19 protein-coding genes are annotated in these 21,622 nt (G+C 71.4%); 10 read left to right on the forward strand and 9 right to left on the reverse strand.

Translation table 11 applies throughout. The features are described 5' to 3' along the window. The first annotated feature begins 3 nt into the window (after window positions 1-3). Window positions 4-1,659: a glucose-6-phosphate isomerase gene (gene pgi / locus ABZ924_RS01480; RefSeq protein ID WP_361902389.1), complete on the forward strand. Its 1,656-nt coding sequence runs from the start codon at window positions 4-6 to the stop codon at window positions 1,657-1,659. A 297-nt stretch (window positions 1,660-1,956) separates the two neighbouring features. Here pgi and pgl read toward each other — a convergent pair whose 3' ends face one another. From pgl to tkt, 5 genes are all read right to left on the reverse strand, one after another. Beyond that, complete coding sequence (gene pgl, locus ABZ924_RS01485) at window positions 1,957-2,739, reverse strand: 6-phosphogluconolactonase (RefSeq protein ID WP_361902192.1); 783 nt, start codon at window positions 2,737-2,739, stop codon at window positions 1,957-1,959. 127 nt (window positions 2,740-2,866) lie between these two features. After that, on the reverse strand, window positions 2,867-3,934 hold the full coding sequence (opcA, locus tag ABZ924_RS01490; RefSeq protein WP_361902195.1) for a glucose-6-phosphate dehydrogenase assembly protein OpcA: 1,068 nt from the start codon (window positions 3,932-3,934) through the stop codon (window positions 2,867-2,869). Beyond that, entirely contained in the window at window positions 3,931-5,457 is a 1,527-nt protein-coding gene (gene zwf / locus ABZ924_RS01495) for a glucose-6-phosphate dehydrogenase (protein WP_361902198.1), read from the reverse strand. Before zwf ends, opcA begins: the two co-directional genes overlap by 4 nt. A 7-nt stretch (window positions 5,458-5,464) precedes the next feature. Next, entirely contained in the window at window positions 5,465-6,583 is a 1,119-nt protein-coding gene (gene tal, locus ABZ924_RS01500; RefSeq protein ID WP_361902201.1) for a transaldolase, read from the reverse strand. 35 nt (window positions 6,584-6,618) lie between these two features. Beyond that, window positions 6,619-8,721 (reverse strand): transketolase, encoded by a 2,103-nt coding sequence (gene tkt / locus ABZ924_RS01505; RefSeq protein WP_361902204.1) that lies wholly within the window; start codon window positions 8,719-8,721, stop codon window positions 6,619-6,621. A 249-nt stretch (window positions 8,722-8,970) separates the two neighbouring features. Between tkt and ABZ924_RS01510 the strand changes: the two genes are divergently transcribed. The 3 genes from ABZ924_RS01510 to ABZ924_RS01520 all read left to right on the forward strand — a co-directional run bounded on the left by ABZ924_RS01510 (window position 8,971) and on the right by ABZ924_RS01520 (window position 11,622). Beyond that, complete coding sequence (locus ABZ924_RS01510) at window positions 8,971-9,918, forward strand: heme o synthase (protein WP_361902392.1); 948 nt, start codon at window positions 8,971-8,973, stop codon at window positions 9,916-9,918. Between the two features lie 24 nt (window positions 9,919-9,942). Next, a complete protein-coding gene (locus ABZ924_RS01515) occupies window positions 9,943-10,290 on the forward strand; it encodes a hypothetical protein (protein WP_361902207.1) in 348 nt (115 codons plus the stop codon). A 210-nt stretch (window positions 10,291-10,500) separates the two neighbouring features. Beyond that, complete coding sequence (locus ABZ924_RS01520) at window positions 10,501-11,622, forward strand: amidohydrolase family protein (RefSeq protein ID WP_361902210.1); 1,122 nt, start codon at window positions 10,501-10,503, stop codon at window positions 11,620-11,622. A gap of 56 nt (window positions 11,623-11,678) precedes the next feature. Here the strand turns inward: ABZ924_RS01520 and ABZ924_RS01525 are convergent, their stop codons facing one another. The 4 genes from ABZ924_RS01525 to ABZ924_RS01540 all read right to left on the reverse strand — a co-directional run bounded on the left by ABZ924_RS01525 (window position 11,679) and on the right by ABZ924_RS01540 (window position 15,615). After that, window positions 11,679-12,668 carry a COX15/CtaA family protein gene (locus ABZ924_RS01525; RefSeq protein WP_361902213.1) on the reverse strand — a complete coding sequence of 330 codons (990 nt, stop codon included), beginning with the start codon at window positions 12,666-12,668 and terminating at the stop codon, window positions 11,679-11,681. A 4-nt stretch (window positions 12,669-12,672) separates the two neighbouring features. Next, window positions 12,673-13,824: a hypothetical protein gene (locus ABZ924_RS01530; RefSeq protein ID WP_361902215.1), complete on the reverse strand. Its 1,152-nt coding sequence runs from the start codon at window positions 13,822-13,824 to the stop codon at window positions 12,673-12,675. A gap of 85 nt (window positions 13,825-13,909) precedes the next feature. Next, window positions 13,910-14,692: an ABC transporter permease gene (locus ABZ924_RS01535; RefSeq protein ID WP_361902218.1), complete on the reverse strand. Its 783-nt coding sequence runs from the start codon at window positions 14,690-14,692 to the stop codon at window positions 13,910-13,912. Further along, the gene (locus ABZ924_RS01540; RefSeq protein WP_361902221.1) at window positions 14,689-15,615 is read right to left on the reverse strand and encodes an ABC transporter ATP-binding protein; all 927 of its coding nucleotides are present in this window, start codon (window positions 15,613-15,615) and stop codon (window positions 14,689-14,691) included. The genes ABZ924_RS01535 and ABZ924_RS01540 overlap by 4 nt, the downstream gene beginning before the upstream one ends. 233 nt (window positions 15,616-15,848) lie before the next feature. Here ABZ924_RS01540 and ABZ924_RS01545 point away from each other — a divergent pair, with 233 nt between their 5' ends. The 6 genes from ABZ924_RS01545 to ABZ924_RS01570 all read left to right on the forward strand — a co-directional run bounded on the left by ABZ924_RS01545 (window position 15,849) and on the right by ABZ924_RS01570 (window position 21,618). Beyond that, window positions 15,849-16,610 carry an ArsR family transcriptional regulator gene (locus ABZ924_RS01545; protein ID WP_361902224.1) on the forward strand — a complete coding sequence of 254 codons (762 nt, stop codon included), beginning with the start codon at window positions 15,849-15,851 and terminating at the stop codon, window positions 16,608-16,610. Further along, window positions 16,607-18,022, forward strand: a complete 1,416-nt coding sequence (sufB, locus tag ABZ924_RS01550; RefSeq protein ID WP_361902227.1) for a Fe-S cluster assembly protein SufB — start codon at window positions 16,607-16,609, stop codon at window positions 18,020-18,022. Before ABZ924_RS01545 ends, sufB begins: the two co-directional genes overlap by 4 nt. Before the next feature lie 66 nt (window positions 18,023-18,088). Continuing rightward, a complete protein-coding gene (sufD, locus tag ABZ924_RS01555) occupies window positions 18,089-19,267 on the forward strand; it encodes a Fe-S cluster assembly protein SufD (protein WP_361902230.1) in 1,179 nt (392 codons plus the stop codon). Continuing rightward, window positions 19,267-19,584 (forward strand): bifunctional 3-phenylpropionate/cinnamic acid dioxygenase ferredoxin subunit, encoded by a 318-nt coding sequence (locus ABZ924_RS01560; RefSeq protein ID WP_361902233.1) that lies wholly within the window; start codon window positions 19,267-19,269, stop codon window positions 19,582-19,584. Before sufD ends, ABZ924_RS01560 begins: the two co-directional genes overlap by 1 nt. Window positions 19,585-19,591: 7 nt before the next feature. Continuing rightward, entirely contained in the window at window positions 19,592-20,365 is a 774-nt protein-coding gene (gene sufC, locus ABZ924_RS01565) for a Fe-S cluster assembly ATPase SufC (protein ID WP_361902236.1), read from the forward strand. Then, entirely contained in the window at window positions 20,362-21,618 is a 1,257-nt protein-coding gene (locus tag ABZ924_RS01570; RefSeq protein ID WP_361902239.1) for a cysteine desulfurase, read from the forward strand. Before sufC ends, ABZ924_RS01570 begins: the two co-directional genes overlap by 4 nt. Window positions 21,619-21,622 lie beyond the last annotated feature (4 nt).

A 21,622-nucleotide genomic window follows, 5' to 3' on the forward strand; every position in this document is an offset into this window, starting at 1 on the left:
GAGATGAACGCAGACGGCCGTGTGAGGCTCAACCGGACCCCCGAATGGCTTGCCCTCGGCAAGCACCGGGAGGAGCTGGGACAGACGCACCTGCGCGAGCTGTTCGAGACGGATCCGCAGCGGGCCACGCGGTACACGCTGGAAGTCGGGGACCTCCACATCGACTACTCCAAGCACCTCGTGACGGACGAGACGCTGACGCTGCTGCGCGAGCTGGCGGACGCGACGGGCGTCGCCGGGCTGCGCGAGGCGATGTTCCGCGGCGAGAAGATCAACACCACGGAGGACCGGGCGGTCCTGCACACCGCCCTGCGGGCGGCGCCCGACGCCGTCATCGAGGTCGACGGGGAGAACGTCGTCCCCGCCGTGCACGCGGTCCTCGACAAGATGGCCGACTTCAGCGAGCGGATCCGCTCGGGGGAGTGGACCGGCTTCACCGGCGAGCGCATCACCAACGTCGTCAACATCGGCATCGGCGGCTCCGACCTCGGCCCGGCCATGGCCTACGACGCGCTGCGCGCCTTCACCGACCGCGGCCTGACGGTGCGGTTCGTCTCCAACGTGGACGGCGCCGACCTGCACGAGGCGGTCCGCGACCTCGACCCGGCGCGGACGCTGTTCATCATCGCCTCCAAGACCTTCACCACCATCGAGACCATCACCAACGCCGAGTCGGCGCGCGCATGGCTCCTCGCCGGCCTCGGAGGCGACCAGGCCGCCGTCGCACGGCACTTCGTCGCCCTGTCGACGAACGAAGAGAAGGTGGCCGGCTTCGGCATCGACCCGGCCAACATGTTCGGGTTCTGGGACTGGGTCGGCGGCCGCTACTCCTTCGACTCGGCCATCGGGCTGTCCCTGATGATCGCGATCGGACCGGACGCCTTCCGCGAACTCCTGCGCGGCTTCCGGCTGATGGACGAGCACTTCCGCACCGCGCCCGCGGAGCGGAACGCGCCGCTGCTGATGGGGCTCCTGGGCATCTGGTACGGGGCCTTCCACGACGCCCAGTCACATGCCGTCCTGCCCTACAGCCACTACCTGTCCCGCTTCACCGCGTACCTGCAGCAGCTGGACATGGAGTCCAACGGCAAGTCCGTGGACCGCGACGGGCGGCCCGTGGACTGGCAGACCGGGCCGGTGGTGTGGGGCACGCCCGGCACCAACGGGCAGCACGCGTACTACCAGTTGATCCACCAGGGCACCAAGGTGATCCCGGCGGACTTCATCGGCTTCGCCCGGCCGGTGGAGGAGCTCGCGCCGCGACTGGCCGCGCAGCACGACCTGCTGATGGCGAACTTCTTCGCGCAGACGCAGGCGCTGGCCTTCGGCAAGACGGCGGAGGAGGTCCGGGCGGAGGGCGTGGCGGAGGAGCTGGTCCCCCACAAGACCTTCCGCGGCAACCACCCGACGACGACGGTCCTGGCGGCGGAGCTGACGCCGTCGGTCCTCGGGCAGCTGATCGCCCTGTACGAGCACAAGGTGTTCGTCCAGGGGGCGGTGTGGAACATCGACTCCTTCGACCAGTGGGGAGTCGAGCTCGGGAAGGTGCTCGCCAAGCGGATCGAGCCGGCGCTGGTGTCGGGGGCCGAGGTGGGAGGCCTCGACGCCTCCACCGCGGCCCTGGTCGCCACGTACCGCACCCTGCGCGGACGCAGCTAGCCCTTGGGCTCCGCCGCTGCGCGGAGCAGTTCCCCACCCCGCCCCTTCCCGAAACCGTGGCTCCGCCCCGGACCCCGTTCGCCTCACACGCCGGCGGGGCTGAAAAACCCGGGCGCTTCGCGCCCGGTGCGCTCAAACGCCGCGCGGGCTGGATTTTCCAGCCCCGCCGGCGTTTGAGGCGTTTCTGGGGGCACCTCCCAGCGGTAGCTGGGGGAGAAGGGGCGGGGTGGGGGAACGGCTCCGCGCAGCGGTAGCGGGCCCGCTCTCCGGGGAGGGCGGGCCCAGGGGACAGCGGGGTCAGGCCGAGGCCGGGGGGTACAGGGCCGGGGGGAGCTTGGCGGCGGCGGCGCGGTCCAGGAGCCACAGGGTCCGGGAGCGCCCGTACGCCGCGGCCGCCGGGGCCTGGACTTCACCGGCACCCCCGAGGGCGATGGCCACCGCGCCCGCCTTGTCCTCGCCCGCCGCCAGGAGCCACACCTCCCGGGCCGCCCGGATCGCCGGCAAGGTGAGGGAGACACGGGTGGGCGGCGGCTTCGGCGCGCCGTGGACGCCGACGACCGTCCGCTCGGTCTCCCGCGCCGCCGGATGCTCCGGGAACAGCGAGGCCACGTGCGTGTCGGGCCCGACGCCCAGCATCAGCACGTCGAACCGCGGCACCGGCCCGTGGTCCTCCGGCCCGGCGGCCTTGCGCAGCTCCGCCGCGTACGCCTCGGCCGCCGCGTCCACGTCGGCCCCGTACGGCCCGTCCGAGGCCGGCATCACGTGCACCCGCGCCGGGTCCACCGGTACGGAGTCCAGCAGCGCCTCCCGCGCCTGGACGTGGTTGCGCTCGGGGTCGTCGGCCGGGACGTACCGCTCGTCGCCCCACCACAGGTCCAGCCGGGCCCAGTCGATCGCGTCCCGGGCGGGCGCGGCGGCCAGCGCGGCGAGCAGCCCGTTGCCGTTGCGGCCGCCGGTGAGGACGATCGAGGCGCTGCCCCGGGCGGCCTGCGCGTCCACGATCTTCGTGATGAGCCGGGCCGCCGCGGACTGGGCCATCAGCTCCTTGTCCCGGTGGACGACGACCTGAGGAGTCGTCATACCCATGTTGTTGCCGCCTTCTTGGTCGGGAAATGGCTCGGCCGCCGGTCGGCCCGCACCCCGCAGGGGGAGGGAGCCGGCCGACGGCCTCGGTGCTTCACGGCGTCACCGTGTCACTGTCACTGCGTCACTGCTTGGCCTCGGACGGGGCCGGGGCCGCCTTCTTGCCCGCCGCCTTCGCAGCCGGCTTGGCCTCCTGCTGCGAAGCCGCCTCCTCGGCCGGAGCCAGCTTCGCCTCCGACTTCGCCGACTTCGCCGGCTCCGCCTTCACCTGTTCCAGCTTCGCCACGCCGAACTTCAGCGCCTCCGCGTAGGTGTTGTCCGGGTCCAGCCGGCGCAGCTCCTCCGCCAGCAGCTCGGCCGTGTCGCGGCGCTTGAGCGCCACCGCACGGTCGGGCTGGCCCGGCATGGACAGCGTGGCCAGCAGGCCGTCCGCCCGGTCCAGGACGATCTCGCCGTCCTTGGTCTCCAGGCGGACCGCGGTCAGACCGGGGCCCGAGGACAGGGTGCGCCTGACGGGAACGGCGAGCCGGTCCGCCAGCCACATGGCCAGCAGTTCGCAGCTCGGGTTCTCGTCCTCGCCCTCGACGATCGCCGAGGTCACCTTGACGGCCTGCTGGTCCAGGGCCGCCGCGAGCATGGAGCGCCACGGCGTGATCCGGGTCCAGGACAGGTCGGTGTCGCCGGGCGCGTACGTCGCCGCCCGCTCGCCGAGCGCCCCGGTGGGCTCCTCGCAGGAGTAGGTGTCGGTGATCCGGCGCTGCCCGAGCGCACCCAGCGGGTCGCCCGCCAGGTCCGCGGGGGCGCCTTCCGGCCACCAGACGACCACGGGTGCGTCCGGCAGGAGCAGCGGGAGAACCACCGACTGGGCGTGGTTGACCAGTTCACCGTGGAGGCGGAGCACGACCGTCTCGCCGCTGCCGGCGTCCGCCCCGACGCGGACTTCCGCGTCGAGACGGGCGTCACGGCGGCTGCGCGGCGAGCGGCTGACCCGCTTGATGACGACGATGATCCGCGAAGGGTGTTCGTGGGATGCGTCGTTCGCCGACTTGAGCGCGTCGTACGCGTTCTCCTCGTCGGTCACGATCACCAGCGTGAGCACCATGCCGATGGCCGGCGTGCCAATGTCCCGGCGCGCCTGCACCAGCGCAGAGTTGATCTTGCTGGAGGTGGTCTCCGTGAGGTCGATCTTCATGGCCGGCGCCAGCTCCGTCCGTCTCGTGCGAGCATCTCGTCCGCCTCGACCGGCCCCCAGGTGCCCGCCGGGTACTGCGCGGGCTTGCCGTGCTTGTCCCAGTACTCCTCGATGGGGTCGAGGATGTTCCAGGAGAGCTCGACCTCCTGGTGCCGCGGGAAGAGGTTCGCGTCACCCAGCAGGACGTCGAGGATCAGCCGCTCGTACGCCTCCGGGCTCGACTCCGTGAAGGACTCGCCGTACGCGAAGTCCATCGTCACGTCCCGGACCTCCATGGAGGTGCCCGGGACCTTGGAGCCGAAGCGGACCGTCACGCCCTCGTCCGGCTGGACCCGGATGACCAGGGCGTTCTGCCCCAGCTCCTCGGTCGCCCCCGACTCGAACGGCAGGTACGGGGCCCGCTTGAAGACGACCGCGATCTCGGTCACCCGGCGGCCCAGGCGCTTGCCCGTGCGCAGGTAGAACGGGACGCCCGCCCAGCGGCGGTTGTTGATCTCCAGGCGGATGGCCGCGTAGGTGTCGGTCTTCGACTTGGGGTCGATGCCGTCCTCTTCGAGGTAGCCGACGACCTTCTCGCCGCCCTGCCAGGCCGCCGCGTACTGGCCGCGCACGGTGTGCTTGCCCAGGTCCTCGGGGATCTGGACGGCGCTGAGCACCTTCAGCTTCTCCGCCACCAGGGCCTTGGGGTGGAAGGAGCCGGGCTCCTCCATCGCCGTCAGCGCGAGCAGCTGCAGCAGGTGGTTCTGGATGACGTCGCGGGCCGCGCCGATGCCGTCGTAGTAGCCGGCCCGGCCGCCGATGCCGATGTCCTCGGCCATAGTGATCTGCACGTGGTCGACGTACGACCGGTTCCAGATCGGCTCGAACATCGTGTTCGCGAAGCGGAGCGCCAGGATGTTCTGGACGGTCTCCTTGCCCAGGTAGTGGTCGATGCGGAAGACCTCGTCCCGGGGGAAGACCTCGTGGACGACCTGGTTCAGCTCCTGCGCGCTCTTCAGGTCGTGCCCGAAGGGCTTCTCGATGACGGCACGCCGCCAGGAGCCGGGCTTCTGCGCCAGACCGTGGTCCTTGAGCTGCTGGACCACCTTGGGGAAGAACTTCGGCGGGACGGACAGGTAGAAGGCGAAGTTGCCGCCCGTTCCCTGCTGCTTGTCGAGCTCCTCGATCGTCGCCTTCAGCGTCTCGAACGCCTGGTCGTCGTCGAAGTCGCCCTGCACGAACCGGCAGCCCTGCACCAGCTGCTGCCAGACCTCCTCGCGGAACGGGGTGCGCGAGTGCTCCTTGACGGCCTCGTACACCTCCTGGGCGAAGTCCTCGTGCTCCCACTCCCGGCGGGCGAAGCCGATCAGCGAGAAGCCCGGCGGAAGCAGGCCGCGGTTGGCCAGGTCGTACACCGCGGGCATCAGCTTCTTGCGCGACAGGTCACCCGTAACGCCGAAAATGACCAGGCCGGACGGCCCCGCGATGCGCGGGAGCCGTCGGTCCTGTGCGTCACGAAGCGGGTTCGCTCCGTTAACAAGCAAGGCGCACTCAGCCTTCCGTGGGGGCGAGGCGCTCAAGCTCCGCCTCGGTCGACTTCAGCAGGTCGTTCCAGGACGCCTCGAACTTCTCGACGCCCTCGTCCTCGAGCAGCTGAACCACATCGTCGTACGAGATGCCCAGCTTCGCGACCGCATCGAGCTCGGCGCGCGCCTGCTCGTAGGTGCCGCGCACGGTGTCGCCCGTGACCTCGCCGTGGTCGGCGGTGGCCTCCAGGGTGGCCTCCGGCATGGTGTTCACCGTGTTCGGGGCGACCAGGTCGACCACGTACAGGGTGTCCTTGTACGCCGGGTCCTTGACGCCGGTCGAGGCCCACAGCGGGCGCTGCTTGTTGGCGCCGAGGCGCTCCAGGGCGGCCCAGCGGTCGGAGGAGAAGACCTCCTCGTACGCCTCGTAGGCCAGTCGGGCGTTGGCGAGGGCCGCCTTGCCCTTCAGGGCCTTGGCCTCGGCGGTGCCGAGGGCGTCGAGGCGCTTGTCGATCTCGGTGTCCACGCGGGACACGAAGAAGGAGGCGACCGAGTGGATCTCGGACAGGTCCAGGCCCGCGGCCCTGGCCTTCTCCAGACCCGTCAGGTACGCGTCCATCACCGCGCGGTAGCGCTCCAGCGAGAAAATCAGCGTGACGTTGACGCTGATGCCCTTGCCGATGACCTCGGCGATCGCCGGCAGGCCGGCCTTGGTCGCCGGGATCTTGATCAGCGTGTTCGGGCGGTCCACCAGCCAGGCGAGCTGCTTGGCCTCGGCGATCGTCGCCACCGTGTCGTGGGCCAGGCGCGGGTCGACCTCGATCGACACGCGGCCGTCCTGGCCGTCGGTGCGGTCGAAGACCGGGCGCAGGATGTCGGCGGCGTCGCGGACGTCGGCCGTCGTGATCATGCGGATGGCCTCGTCGACGGTGACCTTGCGGGCGGCGAGGTCGGCGAGCTGCTGCTCGTAGCCGTCACCGCTGCTGATCGCCTTCTGGAAGATCGACGGGTTGGTGGTGACACCGACCACGTGGGACTGGTCGATGAGCTCGGCCAGGTTGCCCGACGTGATGCGCTTGCGGGACAGGTCGTCCAGCCAGATCGCCACGCCCTCGTCGGAGAGGCGCTTGAGTGCGTCTGTCATGGGAATTGCATCTCCTACTTGGTTGCGTACCGGCGTCAGCGCGCGGCGGCTTCGAGGGATTCCTTGGCGGCGGCGGTCACGGCCTCGGCGGTGAAGCCGAACTCGCGGAAGAGGACCTTCGCATCGGCCGACGCACCGAAGTGCTCCAGCGAGACGATCCGGCCCGCGTCGCCGACGTAGCGGTGCCAGGTCAGGCCGATGCCGGCCTCGACCGCGACGCGCGCCTTCACCGACGGCGGCAGGACGCTGTCCTTGTACGCCTGGTCCTGCTCCTCGAACCACTCGACGGACGGCATCGAGACGACCCGGGCCGGGATGCCCTCGGCCTGCAGCGCCTCGCGCGCGGCGACGGCGAGCTGGACCTCGGAGCCGGTGCCGATGAGGACGACCTGCGCGTCAGCGGTCTCGCCCTGGGGGCCCGTCGCCTCGAACAGCACGTAGCCGCCCTTGGCCGCGTCGTCGTTGCGCTCGTACGTCGGCACGCCCTGGCGGGTCAGCGCCAGGCCGTGCGGGGCGCCCTTGCCGAAGACCTTGGTGTGGCGGCGCAGGATCTCGCGCCAGGCGACGGCGGTCTCGTTGGCGTCGGCCGGGCGGACCACGTTCAGGCCCGGGATGGCGCGCAGCGAGGCCAGGTGCTCGACGGGCTGGTGCGTCGGGCCGTCCTCGCCGAGGCCGATGGAGTCGTGCGTCCACACGTACGTCACCGGCAGGTGCATCAGGGCCGACAGGCGCACGGCGTTGCGCATGTAGTCGGAGAACACCAGGAAGGTGCCGCCGTAGATACGGGTGTGGCCGTGCAGGGCGATGCCGTTCATGGCCGCGGCCATGGAGTGCTCGCGGATGCCGTAGTGCACGGTGCGGCCGTACGGGTCGGCCTCCGGCAGCGGGTTGCCCTTCGGCAGGAACGAGGAGTTCTTGTCGATGGTGGTGTTGTTGGAGCCGGCCAGGTCGGCCGAGCCGCCCCACAGCTCCGGGATGACCGCGCCGAGCGCCTGGAGCACCTTGCCGGAGGCCGCGCGGGTGGCGACGCCGGTGCCGGGCTCGAAGACGGGCAGCTTGTCCTCCCAGCCCTCGGGCAGCTCGTTGGCCTGGATGCGGTCGAAGGCGGCGGCGCGCTCGGCGTTGGCGGTGCGCCAGGCGGAGAAGTCCTTCTCCCAGGCGGCCTTGGCCTCGCGGCCGCGGTCGAGGGCCTTGCGGGTGTGGGCGATGACCTCGTCGGAGACCTCGAAGGTCTGCTCCGGGTCGAAGCCGAGGACGCGCTTGGTGGCCGCGACCTCGTCGTCGCCGAGGGCCGAGCCGTGCGAGGCCTCGGTGCCCTGGGCGTGCGGGGCCGGCCAGGCGATGATCGAGCGCATCGCGATGAAGGAGGGGCGCTCGGTCTCGGCCTTGGCGGCGGCCAGGGCCTCGAACAGGGCCTTGGGGTCGAGGTCGCCGTTGGGCTGCTGGGCGATGCGCTGGACGTGCCAGCCGTACGCCTCGTAGCGCTTGAGGGTGTCCTCGGAGACGGCCGTCTCGGTGTCGCCCTCGATGGAGATGTGGTTGTCGTCCCACAGCAGCACCAGGTTGCCGAGCTTCTGGTGGCCCGCGAGGGAGGAGGCCTCGGCGGAGATGCCCTCCTGCAGGCAGCCGTCACCGGCGATGCAGTAGACCATGTGGTCGAACGGGGAGGTGCCCGGGGCGGCCTCCGGGTCGAACAGGCCGCGCTCGTAGCGGGCGGCCATGGCCATGCCCACCGCGTTGGCGACGCCCTGGCCGAGCGGGCCGGTGGTGGTCTCGACGCCGGCCGTGTGGCCGTACTCCGGGTGGCCCGGGGTCTTCGAGCCCCAGGTGCGGAACGCCTTGAGGTCGTCCAGCTCCAGACCGAAGCCGCCGAGGTAGAGCTGGGTGTAGAGGGTCAGGGAGGAGTGACCCGCGGAAAGCACGAAACGGTCACGGCCGACCCATTCCGGGTCCGCCGGGTCGTGCCGCATCACCTTCTGGAAGAGCGTGTACGCGGCGGGGGCGAGGCTCATGGCCGTGCCGGGGTGGCCGTTACCGACCTTCTGGACCGCGTCGGCGGCCAGGATGCGGGCGGTGTCGACGGCCCGCTGGTCCAGTTCGGTCCATTCGAGCTCTGTGGTCGTCGGCTTGGTGCTCACCGTGGGTCAGGGCTCCTCTCCACATGTCTGTTCCCGGTGACGAACGGTGCACCGGCGCGATTCCGAGCCTACCCCCGCTGCGGCGTGCAGCTATTCGAGTGCACGCAGTCCGTCACAACGTCGCGGACTCCGATCGGACCAACACGAGGCGACCCCCGCGCGGGGCGACGCAAGCGCAACGTCTAAAGTGGCGTGGTACGCGCAAGCTCCGGACCACCCGTCCGGAGCTTGCTGGATTCTCTGTCAGGGGTGTGCGTGACGGCCGTCGAATCCCGTCCAGCGGGGGTGCTCGGGACGAGCCCCGGCCACCGGCCGTTCGGGGCCCGTGCGAAGGCTTTCGTGGCTTTGACCAAGCCGCGAATCATCGAACTTCTGCTGATCACCACAGTGCCGGTCATGTTCCTGGCCGAGCAGGGCGTGCCCTCGCTGTGGCTGGTTCTCGCGACCTGCTTCGGCGGCTATTTGTCCGCCGGCGGGGCCAATGCGCTGAACATGTACATCGACCGGGACATCGACGCGCTGATGGACCGCACGTCGCAGCGCCCGCTGGTGACCGGCATGGTGAGCCCGCGCGAGTGCCTCGTCTTCGGCATCACCCTCGGCGTCGTGTCCACCGTGTGGTTCGGACTGCTCGTCAACTGGCTGTCCGCCGCGCTCGCGCTCGGTGCGCTCCTCTTCTACGTCGTCATCTACACGATGCTGTTGAAGCGGCGCACCGCCCAGAACATCGTCTGGGGCGGCATCGCCGGCTGCATGCCGGTGCTCATCGGCTGGTCCTCGGTCCGCAACGAGGTTTCCTGGGCCGCCGTCATCCTCTTCCTCGTCATCTTCTTCTGGACGCCGCCGCACTACTGGCCGCTGTCCATGAAGGTGAAGGAGGACTACGCGCGCGTCGGCGTGCCGATGCTGCCGGTCGTCGCGGGCAACCGGGCCGTGGCGCGGCAGATCGTCCTCTACAGCTGGGTCATGGTCGCCGTCTCGCTGCTGCTGACCCCGCTGGGGTACACCGGCTGGTTCTACACGGCGGTCGCGCTGGCGGCCGGCGGCTGGTGGCTGTGGGAGGCGCACGCGCTGCACGCCCGGGCCAAGGCCGGGGTCACGGGCGCGAAGCTCAAGGAGATGCGCCTGTTCCACTGGTCGATCACCTACGTGTCGCTGCTCTTCGTGGCGGTGGCCGTGGATCCCTTCCTCCGCTGATTACTCGCCGGTAGCATGCTTTCCATGGCAGACACCACCGCCGCGGACGCCGCGGACAAGAAGCAGGAGCGGGCGGCCGCCAAGCTCGCCAAGCAGATCGGCGCCTTCGCGCGGCAGCACGGCGGCGCCGAGGGCCAGCTCGCGCACATCGGCCAGGCCGGCACCCGGATCGTGCTCGTGGGTACGGACGGCGGCTGGGGCGACCTGGTGGCCTCCACGTACGAGGTGGCCCGGCTGGCCGCGGAGAAGGCCGGCCTGACCCTCCACGAGGAGTTCGACGGCGAGCTCGCCGCCCGCGTGAAGACCGGCCCGTACGAGTGGACCCGGATGGCGGGCATCCAGCTCGGCGGCGCGGACAACCCGGCGGCCTGACGCCCGGCCCGGGGGCCTGACGCCCGGCCCGGCGGCCTCGACACCCGCCCGGCGGCCTCGACACCCGCCCGGCGGCCTCGACACCCGCCCGGCGGCCTGACGCCCGCCCCGGTGGCCGCTCGGTCAACAGCGCGAGCAACACCTCGCACCCCGCTCACCCGTTAGGACGTGTGGAAGCCCCTTCCTCACGTCCGCAAACGGGATGCCCGGATGATCGAAACGCCGCCCCTGGTGGACCAGTACTGCCACGGAGTGCTCCGCCACGAGCTGGGCCTCGGCACCTTCGAGGCCGAACTGGCCCCCGCGGCCGGACCGCCCGCCGCCGGGACGACCTTCTTCGACACCCAGGCCGGCTTCGCCGTGCGCCGCTGGTGCGCGCCGCTCCTCGGCCTGGAGCCGCACTGCGCCCCGGCCCGCTACCTGGCCCGGCGGCGCGAGCTCGGCCCGTTCGAAGCCCGGCGCAGGCTGCTGCGCGGCGCGGGCATCGCCGCCCACCTGGTCGACACGGGCGTACCCGGGGACCTGGCCGGGCCCAAGGAGCTGGCCCTCGCGGGGGACGCCGAGGCCTTTGAACTCGTCCGGCCGGAGCTGCTCGCCGAGCAGGTCGCCGACACCTCCGGCACCGTGGCCGCCTTCCTCGCCAACCTCGCCGAGGCGCTCCACCACGCCGCCGCCGGCGCCGTGGCCTTCACCTGCGGCCCCGACGCGGGATATCCGGCCGCCGTCGCCGACGCCCCCGGCCCGCCCGACCCGGGCGAGGTGGGGGCGGCCGCCGGGCAGTGGCTGGCGGCACGCTCCAAGGGCTGGCCCGTACGCGACCCCGTCCTGCTGCGGCACCTGCTGTGGAGCGCGGTGGCCACCGGGTTGCCGCTCCAGCTGCACACGGGCGCGGTGGAGCCGGGGGAGCGGCCGGAGCGGGCCGATCCGGCGCAGCTGGCCGAGTTCGTACGGGCCACCGCGGGGCGGGGCAGCCGGATCGTGCTGCTCGGCGGGTACCCGTACCACCGCCGTACCGCGCAGCTCGCGGCCGCCTTCCCGCACGTCCACGCCGACCTGGGCGCCGCCCTCGGGCGCAGCGGGGCCCGGGCCGCGGGCGTGCTCGCCGAACTGCTGGAGCTCGCCCCCTTCGGGAAGCTGCTGTTCTCCAGCGGCGGGCGGCGGCTGCCCGAACTGCACGCGGTGGGCGCCCTGGTGTTCCGGGAGGCGCTGAGCAGGGTGCTGGGCGGCTGGGTCGGCGACGGGGCCTGGTCCTGGCGGGACGCCGAGCGGGTCGCCGCCCTGGTCGCGGCGGACAACGCCCGGCGCGTCTACCGCCTGGACGAACGCGGCTGAGCCGGCCGGGACCCCACGGCCCGGCCGGCTCGGCGGATGCGGTCGGGCCGCGCGGCTCAGAGGGCGGTGAGCTGCGGGTCGCTCTGGGCCGGGATCCCGGCCCGGTCCAGGGGCCGCTCGCGCAGGCTCAGCGCCACGCGGAGCACGCCGATCCACACCAGGCAGGAGCCGAGCATGTGGACGCCGACCAGGACCTCGGGCAGGTCGGTGAAGTACTGCACGTACCCGATGCCGCCCTGCGCGGCGAGCACGACCAGCAGGTCGCGGGCGCGGGCCCGGGTGTCGTCCGGGGCGTCCACCACGCGCAGCACCAGCCACATCGCGACGGCGAGCGCGCACACCAGCCACGCCGAGATCGCGTGGACGTGCGCCGTCGTCGCCCAGTCGAGCGGCATGCGCTTGATCTCGCTGCGGTCGCCGGCGTGCGGGCCGGAGCCGGTGACCACCGTGCCCGCGGCGATCAGCACCACTGTGGTCGCGAGCAGCGCCCACGACAGCTTGCGCACCGGTCCGGGCACCCGCGGCCGGGGCGCGGTGTCGCCCTCACCGGTGCGGTGCCAGGCGACGACGGTCACCGTGATGAGCGAGGTGGCGAGCAGGAAGTGCCCGGCCACGCTGTACGGGTTGAGGCCCGTCATGACGGTGATGCCGCCGAGGACCGCGTTGCCCATGACGATGGCGAACTGCACCCAGCCGAGCCGGGTCAGCGAGCGGCGCCACGGCTTGGCCGAGCGGGCCGCGACGATGCCCCAGCCGACGGCCGCGCAGAGCACGTACGTCAGCATGCGGTTGGTGAACTCGATCGCGCCGTGCAGACCCTGAGCAGGTGTCGCGACCAGGCTGTCGTCGGTGCACTTGGGCCAGGTGTCGCAGCCGAGACCGGATCCGGTCAGCCGCACCGCGCCGCCGGTGACGACGATGGCCACGCTCATGAGGAGTGCGGCGAACGCGGCCCGCCGGACGGTCCGGGGTGACGGAGTCCAGCGGCTGGCGATGTAAGCGAGAGGGGTCAACACGGCCCTTATCGTACGCGGCGCCTTGTGCAAACTTTCACGAGGGGGTGCCGCCGCCGGCCCGGCCCCCGGGGGCATCGGCCCCGGCGACGTGGCGGAACCGCGCCCCCGCGGGATCGCCCTCCTCGTGCCACCACAGCAGGACGCGCCAATAGCCGCCGTCCCCCGGGTGGTCCGCGGACTCCCGGAAACCGCGCACCAATTCGGTGCCTATGTCACTTGCTGTCCGGTTTCGTATCTCGGTGCTGCTGCGCCACGGGCCGTCCAGCGCGCTCCACAGTCCGTCAGGACCGCGCACCTCGAAGCGCCAGGCGGCCCGCCACGGGGTGACCTCCAGCATCGTGCCCACCTGGTCGGCGCCGAGCCCGAGCCCGGCGGCGATCCCGGCCTCGGCCACCCCCTGGATCCGGGCGGCCACCACGGCCCGGGGCAGCAGCCGTTCGGGCAGCAGGCCGCGGGCGCGCAGGTTCACCAGGGACTCGAAGGACAGGAAGCGCAGCCGCAGCTCCAGCTGCCGGCCGATGTGGTCGAGGGCCTCCTCCGCCTCCTCGGCCTCCCGGGCGCCGGGCGCGGAGAGCAGCAGCCGGCGGAACCCGCCCTCCGCATCCACCGCCCACGCCACCGCCTCCTCGGCCAGGCCCAGCTCCGCCAGGCGGTCGCCGAGGAACACCTCCGCCTGGGCGAGGCCGCGCCGGTTGACCGGGTCCTGCTGGTCCAGGCCGTGCCAGACGTCGACCGCGGCCCGGGTCAGGTCCCGGGCGCGCTCGCCGGCCGCCCGCTCGATCGCGGTGGGGCCGCTCTCCGCGGCCGCGCCGAGCGGATGCCGGGGCAGCCGGCCGGCGTCGCTGAGCGGCCAGGCCAGCCAGACCCCCTGGTTGATCAGCCCCCGGGCGTACCACCGGGCGTACTCCGGATCGTGTCCGGCGGCCTGCTGCCCGTACCGCAGGCCCTCCTCGACGGCCGCCAGCGCCCCGGCCCGGTCCCCGCCGGCGAACCGGCGCGCCGCCAGGTCCCCCAGCCGCAGCCCGAGCCGCGCCGCGCAGGCGGGATCCGTCCGCGCCGGCCCGCGCAGCGCGCCGATCAGCTCCGCCAGCAGCCCTTCGGCCTCGGCGTACTCCGCATGCTCCGCGCCCGACCGGATCCGCGCCCAGCGCTCGTCCAGCCGCAGCGCGGCCTCCCGTTCCCCCATGGTCCGCCCCCCGGCGTTCTGGTGGGCGCCGCCCCTGTGCGGCGGTGCCCGTCCTCCTGCCGGACCAACGTACGGGGGAGGGGAATCACTCCCACCGGAACAGCTTCGCCGCGGCGCCCAGGCCCAGCACGGCCCACACGCCCAGCACGGCCGCGTCGCCCCACGGCAGTGCGGCCCCGTGCCGCAGCACCTCGCGCAGCCCGTCGGACAGCGCCGAGATCGGCAGCAGGCCCAGCACCTCCCGGACCGCGCCGGGGAACTTCTCCAGCGGCACGATCACCCCGCCGCCGACCAGCAGCAGCAGGAAGACCAGGTTCGCCGCGGCCAGCGTCACCTCGGCCTTGAGGGTGCCCGCCATCAGCAGCCCGAGCCCGGAGAACGCGGCCGTGCCCAGCAGGAGCAGCAGCGCCACCGACAGCGGGTCGCCCTGCGGTGACCAGCCCAGCGCCAGGGCGATCACCGTCAGCAGCGCGATCTGCAGCACCTCGGTGACGAGCACGGACAGCGTCTTGGCGGCCATCAGGGCCCAGCGCGGCAGCGGGGAGGCCCCGAGCCGCTTGAGCACCCCGTAGCGCCGGTCGAAGCCGGTGGCGATGGCCTGGCCGGTGAAGGCGGTGGACATCACGGCGAGCGCCAGCACGCCCGGCGCGAGGAAATCGACGGACTTCTCGCCGGCGGCGGCGTCCAGCGGCACCGAGACGATGTCGACGGAGGAGAACAGCACCAGCAGCAGCGCCGGGATGATCACCGTCAGCAGCAGCTGCTCCCCGTTGCGCAGCAGCATCCGGGTCTCGAGGGCCGTCTGGGCGGCGATCATGCGGGACACGGGCGCGGCCGCCGGGCGGGGGGTGAACGTACCGGCGCTCATGCGCGCAGCTCCTTACCGGTGAGCTCGAGGAAGACGTCTTCGAGGGTGTGGCGCTCCACGGAGAGGCTGCTCGGCATCACGCCGTTCTGGGCGCACCAGGAGGTGACGGTGGCCAGCATCTGCGGGTCGACGTCGCCGGTGACGCGGTAGCTGCCCGGGAGGAGCTCGGCGGCCTCGGTGCCGTCGGGCAGGGCCTTCAGCAGCGAGGCGAGGTCCAGGGAGGGGCGGCCGGTGAAGCGCAGGGTGTTCTCGGCGCCGCCGCGGCACAGCTGCTCGGGGCTGCCGTGGGCGATGACCCGGCCCGCGTCGACGATGGCCACCTCGTCGGCGAGCTGCTCGGCCTCGTCCATGTGGTGGGTGGTGAGGACGACGCCGACCCCGTCGGCGCGCAGCTCCCGTACGAGCTCCCAGGTCGCGCGACGGGCCTGCGGGTCCAGGCCGGCGGTGGGCTCGTCCAGGAAGACCAGCTCGGGGCGGCCGACGACGGCCATGGCCAGCGACAGGCGCTGCTGCTGGCCGCCGGACAGCCGGCGGTAGGGGGTGCGGCCGCAGCCGCCGAGCCCGAGCCGCTCCACCAGGGAGCCCACGTCGAGGGGGTCGGCGTACAGCGCGGCCATGTGGCGCAGCATCTCGACGGCGCGGGCGCCGGAGTAGACGCCGCCGGACTGGAGCATCACGCCGATGCGCGGGCGCAGGGCCGCGGCCTGGGCGACGGGGTCGAGGCCGAGGACGCGGACGGTGCCGGCGTCGGGGCGCAGGTAGCCCTCGCAGGTCTCCACGGTGGTGGTCTTGCCCGCGCCGTTGGGGCCGAGTACGGCGGTGACCGAGGCCTTGCGGACGGTGAGGTCCAGGCCGTCCACCGCGGTCTTCGGGCCGAACCGCTTCACCAGTCCGCGGATCTCCACGGCGGGGTCGTTGCTCATGCGGGTGAGTCTACGGAGCTCCGCGGGGGGTCCGGGGGCCCGGGTCGGGGGCTCGGGAGGGCGCACGCGGGCGGAATCGGGGCGCACGCATCGCCGCTGGTCGGGCCGGGGAAAGGCCCCTCCGGGGGATCACTCTGCGTAGACAGGTTAGGTGACCCTTAGTGATGGAGGACACCGGGGGTGGCGTCCGTCACGGCTTGTCGGGGCTGGAGTAATTACGCAACAATGGCGTTGTGAAATACGGCGAACGGCTGATCGAGGCCTCTCAGGGGGAGCTCGCTACCGGGGAGCGGTCAACCCGCAACCGGGTCGCGCGGTCCATCCTGGACCACGGGCCCTCCACCGTCGCCGACCTCGCCGCGCGGCTCGGCCTCACCCAGGCCGCCGTCCGACGCCACCTCGACACCCTCGTCGCGGACGACGTCGTCGAAGCCCGTGAACAGCGGGTCTACGGCACGCGCACCCGGGGCCGGCCCGCCAAGGTCTTCGCACTCACCGACTGCGGTCGCGACGCCTTCGACCAGTCCTACGACTCCCTCGCCGCGGACGCCCTGCGCTGGATCGCGCAGTCCGCCGGCGGCGGCGAGCAGGGCGAGGCGGCCGTGGCCGCCTTCGCCAGGGCGCGGATGGAGGCCCAGGCCCAGAGCTACCGGGAGTCGGTCGACGCGGCAGCCCCCGCGGACCGCACCGAGGCCCTGGCCAAGGCGTTGACCGCGGACGGGTACGCTGCTACGGCGAAGAGCGCTCCCGGTCCGCACAGCGGTGAACAGCTCTGCCAGCACCACTGCCCGGTGGCCCACGTAGCCGAGCAGTTCCCGCAGCTCTGCGAGGCGGAGACCGAGGTCTTCTCCCGTCTGCTCGGGACCCACGTGCAGCGCCTCGCCACGATCGCCCACGGCGACGGGGTATGCACCACCTTCATCCCGCGTGGCGCGGGCACAGCACAGTCCAACACATCAGCATCTGCAAGCACGGCCGGGAGGAACCCCGCATGACCACGGAGACTGCTCACCCTGAGCTCGAGGGTCTGGGCAACTACGAGTACGGCTGGGCCGACTCCGACGAGGCCGGCGCGGCTGCGAAGCGAGGCCTGTCCGAGGACGTGGTCCGGGACATCTCGGCCAAGAAGAACGAGCCCGAGTGGATGCTGAAGCTCCGCCTCAAGGGCCTGAAGCTCTTCGACAAGAAGCCCATGCCGACCTGGGGCTCCGACCTGTCGGGCATCGACTTCGACAACATCAAGTACTTCGTGCGGTCCACCGAGAAGCAGGCCGAGTCCTGGGAGGACCTGCCGGAGGACATCAAGAACACGTACGACAAGCTCGGCATCCCGGAGGCGGAGAAGCAGCGCCTCGTCGCCGGTGTCGCGGCCCAGTACGAGTCCGAGGTCGTCTACCACCAGATCCGCGAGGACCTGGAGGCCCAGGGCGTGATCTTCCTGGACACGGACACCGCGCTCAAGGAGCACCCGGAGCTCTTCCAGGAGTACTTCGGCACGGTCATCCCGGTCGGCGACAACAAGTTCGCGTCGCTGAACACCGCCGTGTGGTCGGGCGGCTCCTTCATCTACGTCCCCAAGGGTGTCCACGTGGACATCCCGCTGCAGGCCTACTTCCGCATCAACACGGAGAACATGGGCCAGTTCGAGCGGACGCTGATCATCGTCGACGAGGACGCCTACGTCCACTACGTCGAGGGCTGCACCGCCCCGATCTACTCCTCGGACTCGCTGCACAGCGCCGTGGTCGAGATCATCGTCAAGAAGGGCGGCCGCTGCCGCTACACGACGATCCAGAACTGGTCGAACAACGTCTACAACCTGGTCACCAAGCGCGCCGTGGCCTACGAGGGCGCGACCATGGAGTGGATCGACGGCAACATCGGTTCCAAGGTCACCATGAAGTACCCGGCCGTCTACCTGATGGGCGAGCACGCCAAGGGCGAGACCCTGTCCATCGCCTTCGCGGGCGAGGGCCAGCACCAGGACGCCGGCTCCAAGATGGTCCACATGGCGCCGAACACCTCCTCGAACATCGTCTCCAAGTCGGTGGCGCGCGGCGGCGGCCGCACCTCCTACCGCGGCCTGGTCGAGATCGGCGAGGGCGCCGCGGGCTCGAAGAGCAACGTGCTCTGCGACGCGCTGCTGGTGGACACCATCTCCCGCTCGGACACCTACCCCTACGTCGACGTCCGCGAGGACGACGTCACCATGGGCCACGAGGCGACCGTCTCCAAGGTCTCCGACGACCAGCTCTTCTACCTGATGCAGCGCGGCATGACCGAGTTCGAGGCCATGGCCATGATCGTGCGCGGCTTCGTCGAGCCGATCGCCAAGGAGCTGCCGATGGAGTACGCGCTGGAGCTCAACCGGCTGATCGAGCTGCAGATGGAGGGCTCGGTCGGCTAGTCCCGGCCGCCCCGCCCCCGTCCCGCAGCACATTCTTTGACGAAGGAAGAGAGCAGAACGACAGCCATGGCTGAGGCTCAGAACATTCCGGTCGGCTCCACCACGGCCGGCTCGATCGCGGTGGCCGCAGAGTCCACCGTCGCCACCCGGATGAGCGCGCCGCCGTCCTTCGACGTGGCGGACTTCCCCATCCCGCACGGCCGCGAGGAAGAGTGGCGCTTCACGCCGCTCGCCCGCCTGCGCGGTCTGCACGACGGCTCCGCGGTCGCCAACGGCACGATGAAGGCCCAGATCGACGCGCCCGAGGGCGTCACCGTCGAGTCGGTCGAGCGGGGCGACGAGCGCATCGGCAAGGCCGGCACCCCGGTCGACCGGATCGCCGCCCAGGCCTTCTCCTCCTTCGCCAAGGCCACGGTCGTCACCGTGCCCAAGGAGACCGTGCTCGCCGACCCGATCCGCGTCGCCCTGCACGGAGAGGGCGGCACGACCTTCGGCCACACCGTCTTCGACATCAAGCCGTTCGCCGAGGCGATCATCGTGATCGACCACACCGGTGACGGCGTGCGCGCCGCCAACGTCGACATCCTCGTCGGCGACGGCGCCAAGGTGACCTTCGTGTCCGTCCAGGACTGGGACGACACCGCCGTGCACACCTCGCAGCACAACGCGCTGCTGGGCCGCGACGCCAGCTTCAAGTCGGTCGTCGTCACCTTCGGCGGTGACGTCGTCCGCATCCACCCCCGCGTGCGCTACGCGGGCACCGGCGGCGAGGCCGAGCTGCTCGGCCTGTACTTCACCGACGCCGGCCAGCACCAGGAGCACCGCCTGCTGGTCACGCACGACGCCCCGCACTGCAAGTCCCACGTGGTCTACAAGGGTGCGCTCCAGGGCCAGGACGCCCACGCGGTCTGGATCGGCGACGTACTGATCGAGAAGAGCGCCGAGGGCACCGACACCTACGAGATGAACCGCAACCTCGTCCTCACGGACGGCGCGCGGGTCGACTCGGTGCCGAACCTGGAGATCGAGACCGGCGAGATCGTCGGCGCCGGCCACGCCTCCGCGACCGGCCGCTTCGACGACGAGCAGCTGTTCTACCTCCAGGCCCGCGGCATCCCGGCCGACGAGGCCCGCCGTCTGGTGGTGCGCGGCTTCTTCGCCGAGCTCGTCCAGCAGATCGGTGTCGACGACATCGAGGAGCGCCTGATCGGCAAGATCGAGGCAGAGCTCGAGGCGTCCGTCTGATGACCTACATCAAGGCCTGTGCGCTGAGCGAGCTGGAGGAGAACACCCCGAAGCGGGTGGAACTCGACGGCACGCCCGTGTCCATCGTCTCGACCGACGAGGGGGTGTTCGCGATCAACGACATCTGCTCGCACGCGAACGTCTCGCTCTCGGAGGGCGAGGTCGAGGACTGCATGATCGAGTGCTGGCTGCACGGCTCGGCGTTCGACCTGCGCACCGGCAAGCCGTCGGGGCTGCCGGCGACCCGCCCCGTTCCCGTATACCCCGTAAAGATCGAAGGGGACGACGTGCTCGTCTCCCTCACCCAGGAGTCCTGAGGCATCCATGGCAACGCTTGAAATCCACGACCTGCACGTCTCCGTCGAGACCGGTGATTCGGCGAGTGGCACCCGCGAGATCCTCAAGGGCGTCGACCTCACCGTCAAGCAGGGTGAGACGCACGCCATCATGGGCCCCAACGGCTCCGGCAAGTCCACCCTGGCGTACTCGCTCGCCGGCCACCCGAAGTACACCATCACCGGTGGCTCGGTGACCCTCGACGGCGAGGACGTCCTGGAGATGTCCGTCGACGAGCGCGCCCGTGCCGGCGTCTTCCTCGCCATGCAGTACCCGGTCGAGGTCCCCGGCGTCTCGGTCTCCAACTTCCTGCGCACCTCCGCCACCGCCATCCGCGGCGAGGCCCCCAAGCTGCGCACCTGGGTGAAGGAGGTCAAGGAGGCCATGGAGCGTCTCCAGATGGACCCGGCCTTCGCCGAGCGCAACGTCAACGAGGGCTTCTCCGGCGGTGAGAAGAAGCGCCACGAGATCCTGCAGCTGGAGCTCCTGAAGCCGAAGATCGCGATCCTCGACGAGACCGACTCCGGCCTCGACGTCGACGCCCTGCGCATCGTCTCCGAGGGCGTCAACCGCGTCCGCGAGACCGGTGAGGTCGGCACCCTGCTGATCACCCACTACACGCGCATCCTGCGCTACATCAAGCCCGACTTCGTGCACGTGTTCGCCAACGGCCGCATCGCCGAGTCCGGCGGCGCCGAGCTGGCCGACCAGCTCGAGAACGAGGGCTACGACAAGTACGTGAAGGGTGGCGCTACCGCGTGACGCAGCTGCCTGGCCTCCTCGACATCGAGGCGATCCGCAAGGACTTCCCCCTGCTGGATCGCGTGGTCCACGACGGGAAGAAGATCGTTTACCTGGACAACGCGGCGACCTCGCAGAAGCCGCGCCAGGTGCTCGACGCGCTGAACGCCTACTACGAACGGCACAACGCCAACGTCCACCGCGGCGTCCACGTGCTCGCCGAGGAGGCCACGGCACTGTACGAGGGCGCCCGCGACAAGGTGGCCGCCTTCATCAACGCACCGAGCCGCGACGAGGTGATCTTCACCAAGAACGCCTCCGAGTCGCTCAACCTGGTCGCGAACATGCTCGGCTGGGCCGACGAGCCCTACCGGGTCGACCGCGAGACCGAGATCGCCATCACGGAGATGGAGCACCACTCCAACATCGTCCCGTGGCAGCTGCTCTCGCAGCGCACCGGCGCGAAGCTGAAGTGGTTCGGCCTCACCGACGACGGCCGCCTCGACCTGTCCAACATCGAAGAGGTCATCACGGAGAAGACGAAGATCGTCTCCTTCACGCTGGTCTCCAACATCCTGGGCACGGTCAACCCGGTCGAGGCGATCGTCCGGCGGGCGCAGGAGGTCGGCGCGCTGGTGCTGGTCGACGCCTCGCAGGCCGCTCCGCACATGCCCCTGGACGTCCAGGCCCTCGGCGCCGACTTCGTGGCCTTCACCGGCCACAAGATGTGCGGCCCGACCGGCATCGGCGTCCTGTGGGGCCGCCAGGAGCTCCTGGAGGACCTGCCCCCGTTCCTCGGCGGCGGCGAGATGATCGAAACCGTCTCGATGCACTCCTCGACGTACGCCCCGGCGCCCCACAAGTTCGAGGCGGGCACGCCCCCGATCGCCCAGGCCGTCGGCCTCGGCGCGGCCGTGGACTACCTCACCTCGATCGGCATGGACAAGATCGCCGCGCACGAGCACGCGATCACCGAGTACGCCGTCAAGCGCCTGCACGAGGTCCCCGACCTGCGGATCATCGGCCCCACCACGGCCGAGGACCGCGGCGCCGCGATCTCCTTCACCCTCGGCGACATCCACCCGCACGACGTCGGCCAGGTCCTGGACGAGCAGGGCATCGCGGTCCGCGTGGGGCACCACTGCGCGCGCCCGGTCTGCCTGCGGTACGGAATTCCGGCGACCACGCGAGCGTCTTTCTACCTGTACTCCTCTCCGGCCGACGTCGACGCGCTGATCGACGGACTGGAGCACGTACGGAACTTCTTCGGATGACGAG

The sequence above is a fragment of the Streptomyces sp. NPDC046876 genome (assembly GCF_040645035.1).
Lineage (GTDB): Bacteria > Actinomycetota > Actinomycetes > Streptomycetales > Streptomycetaceae > Streptomyces.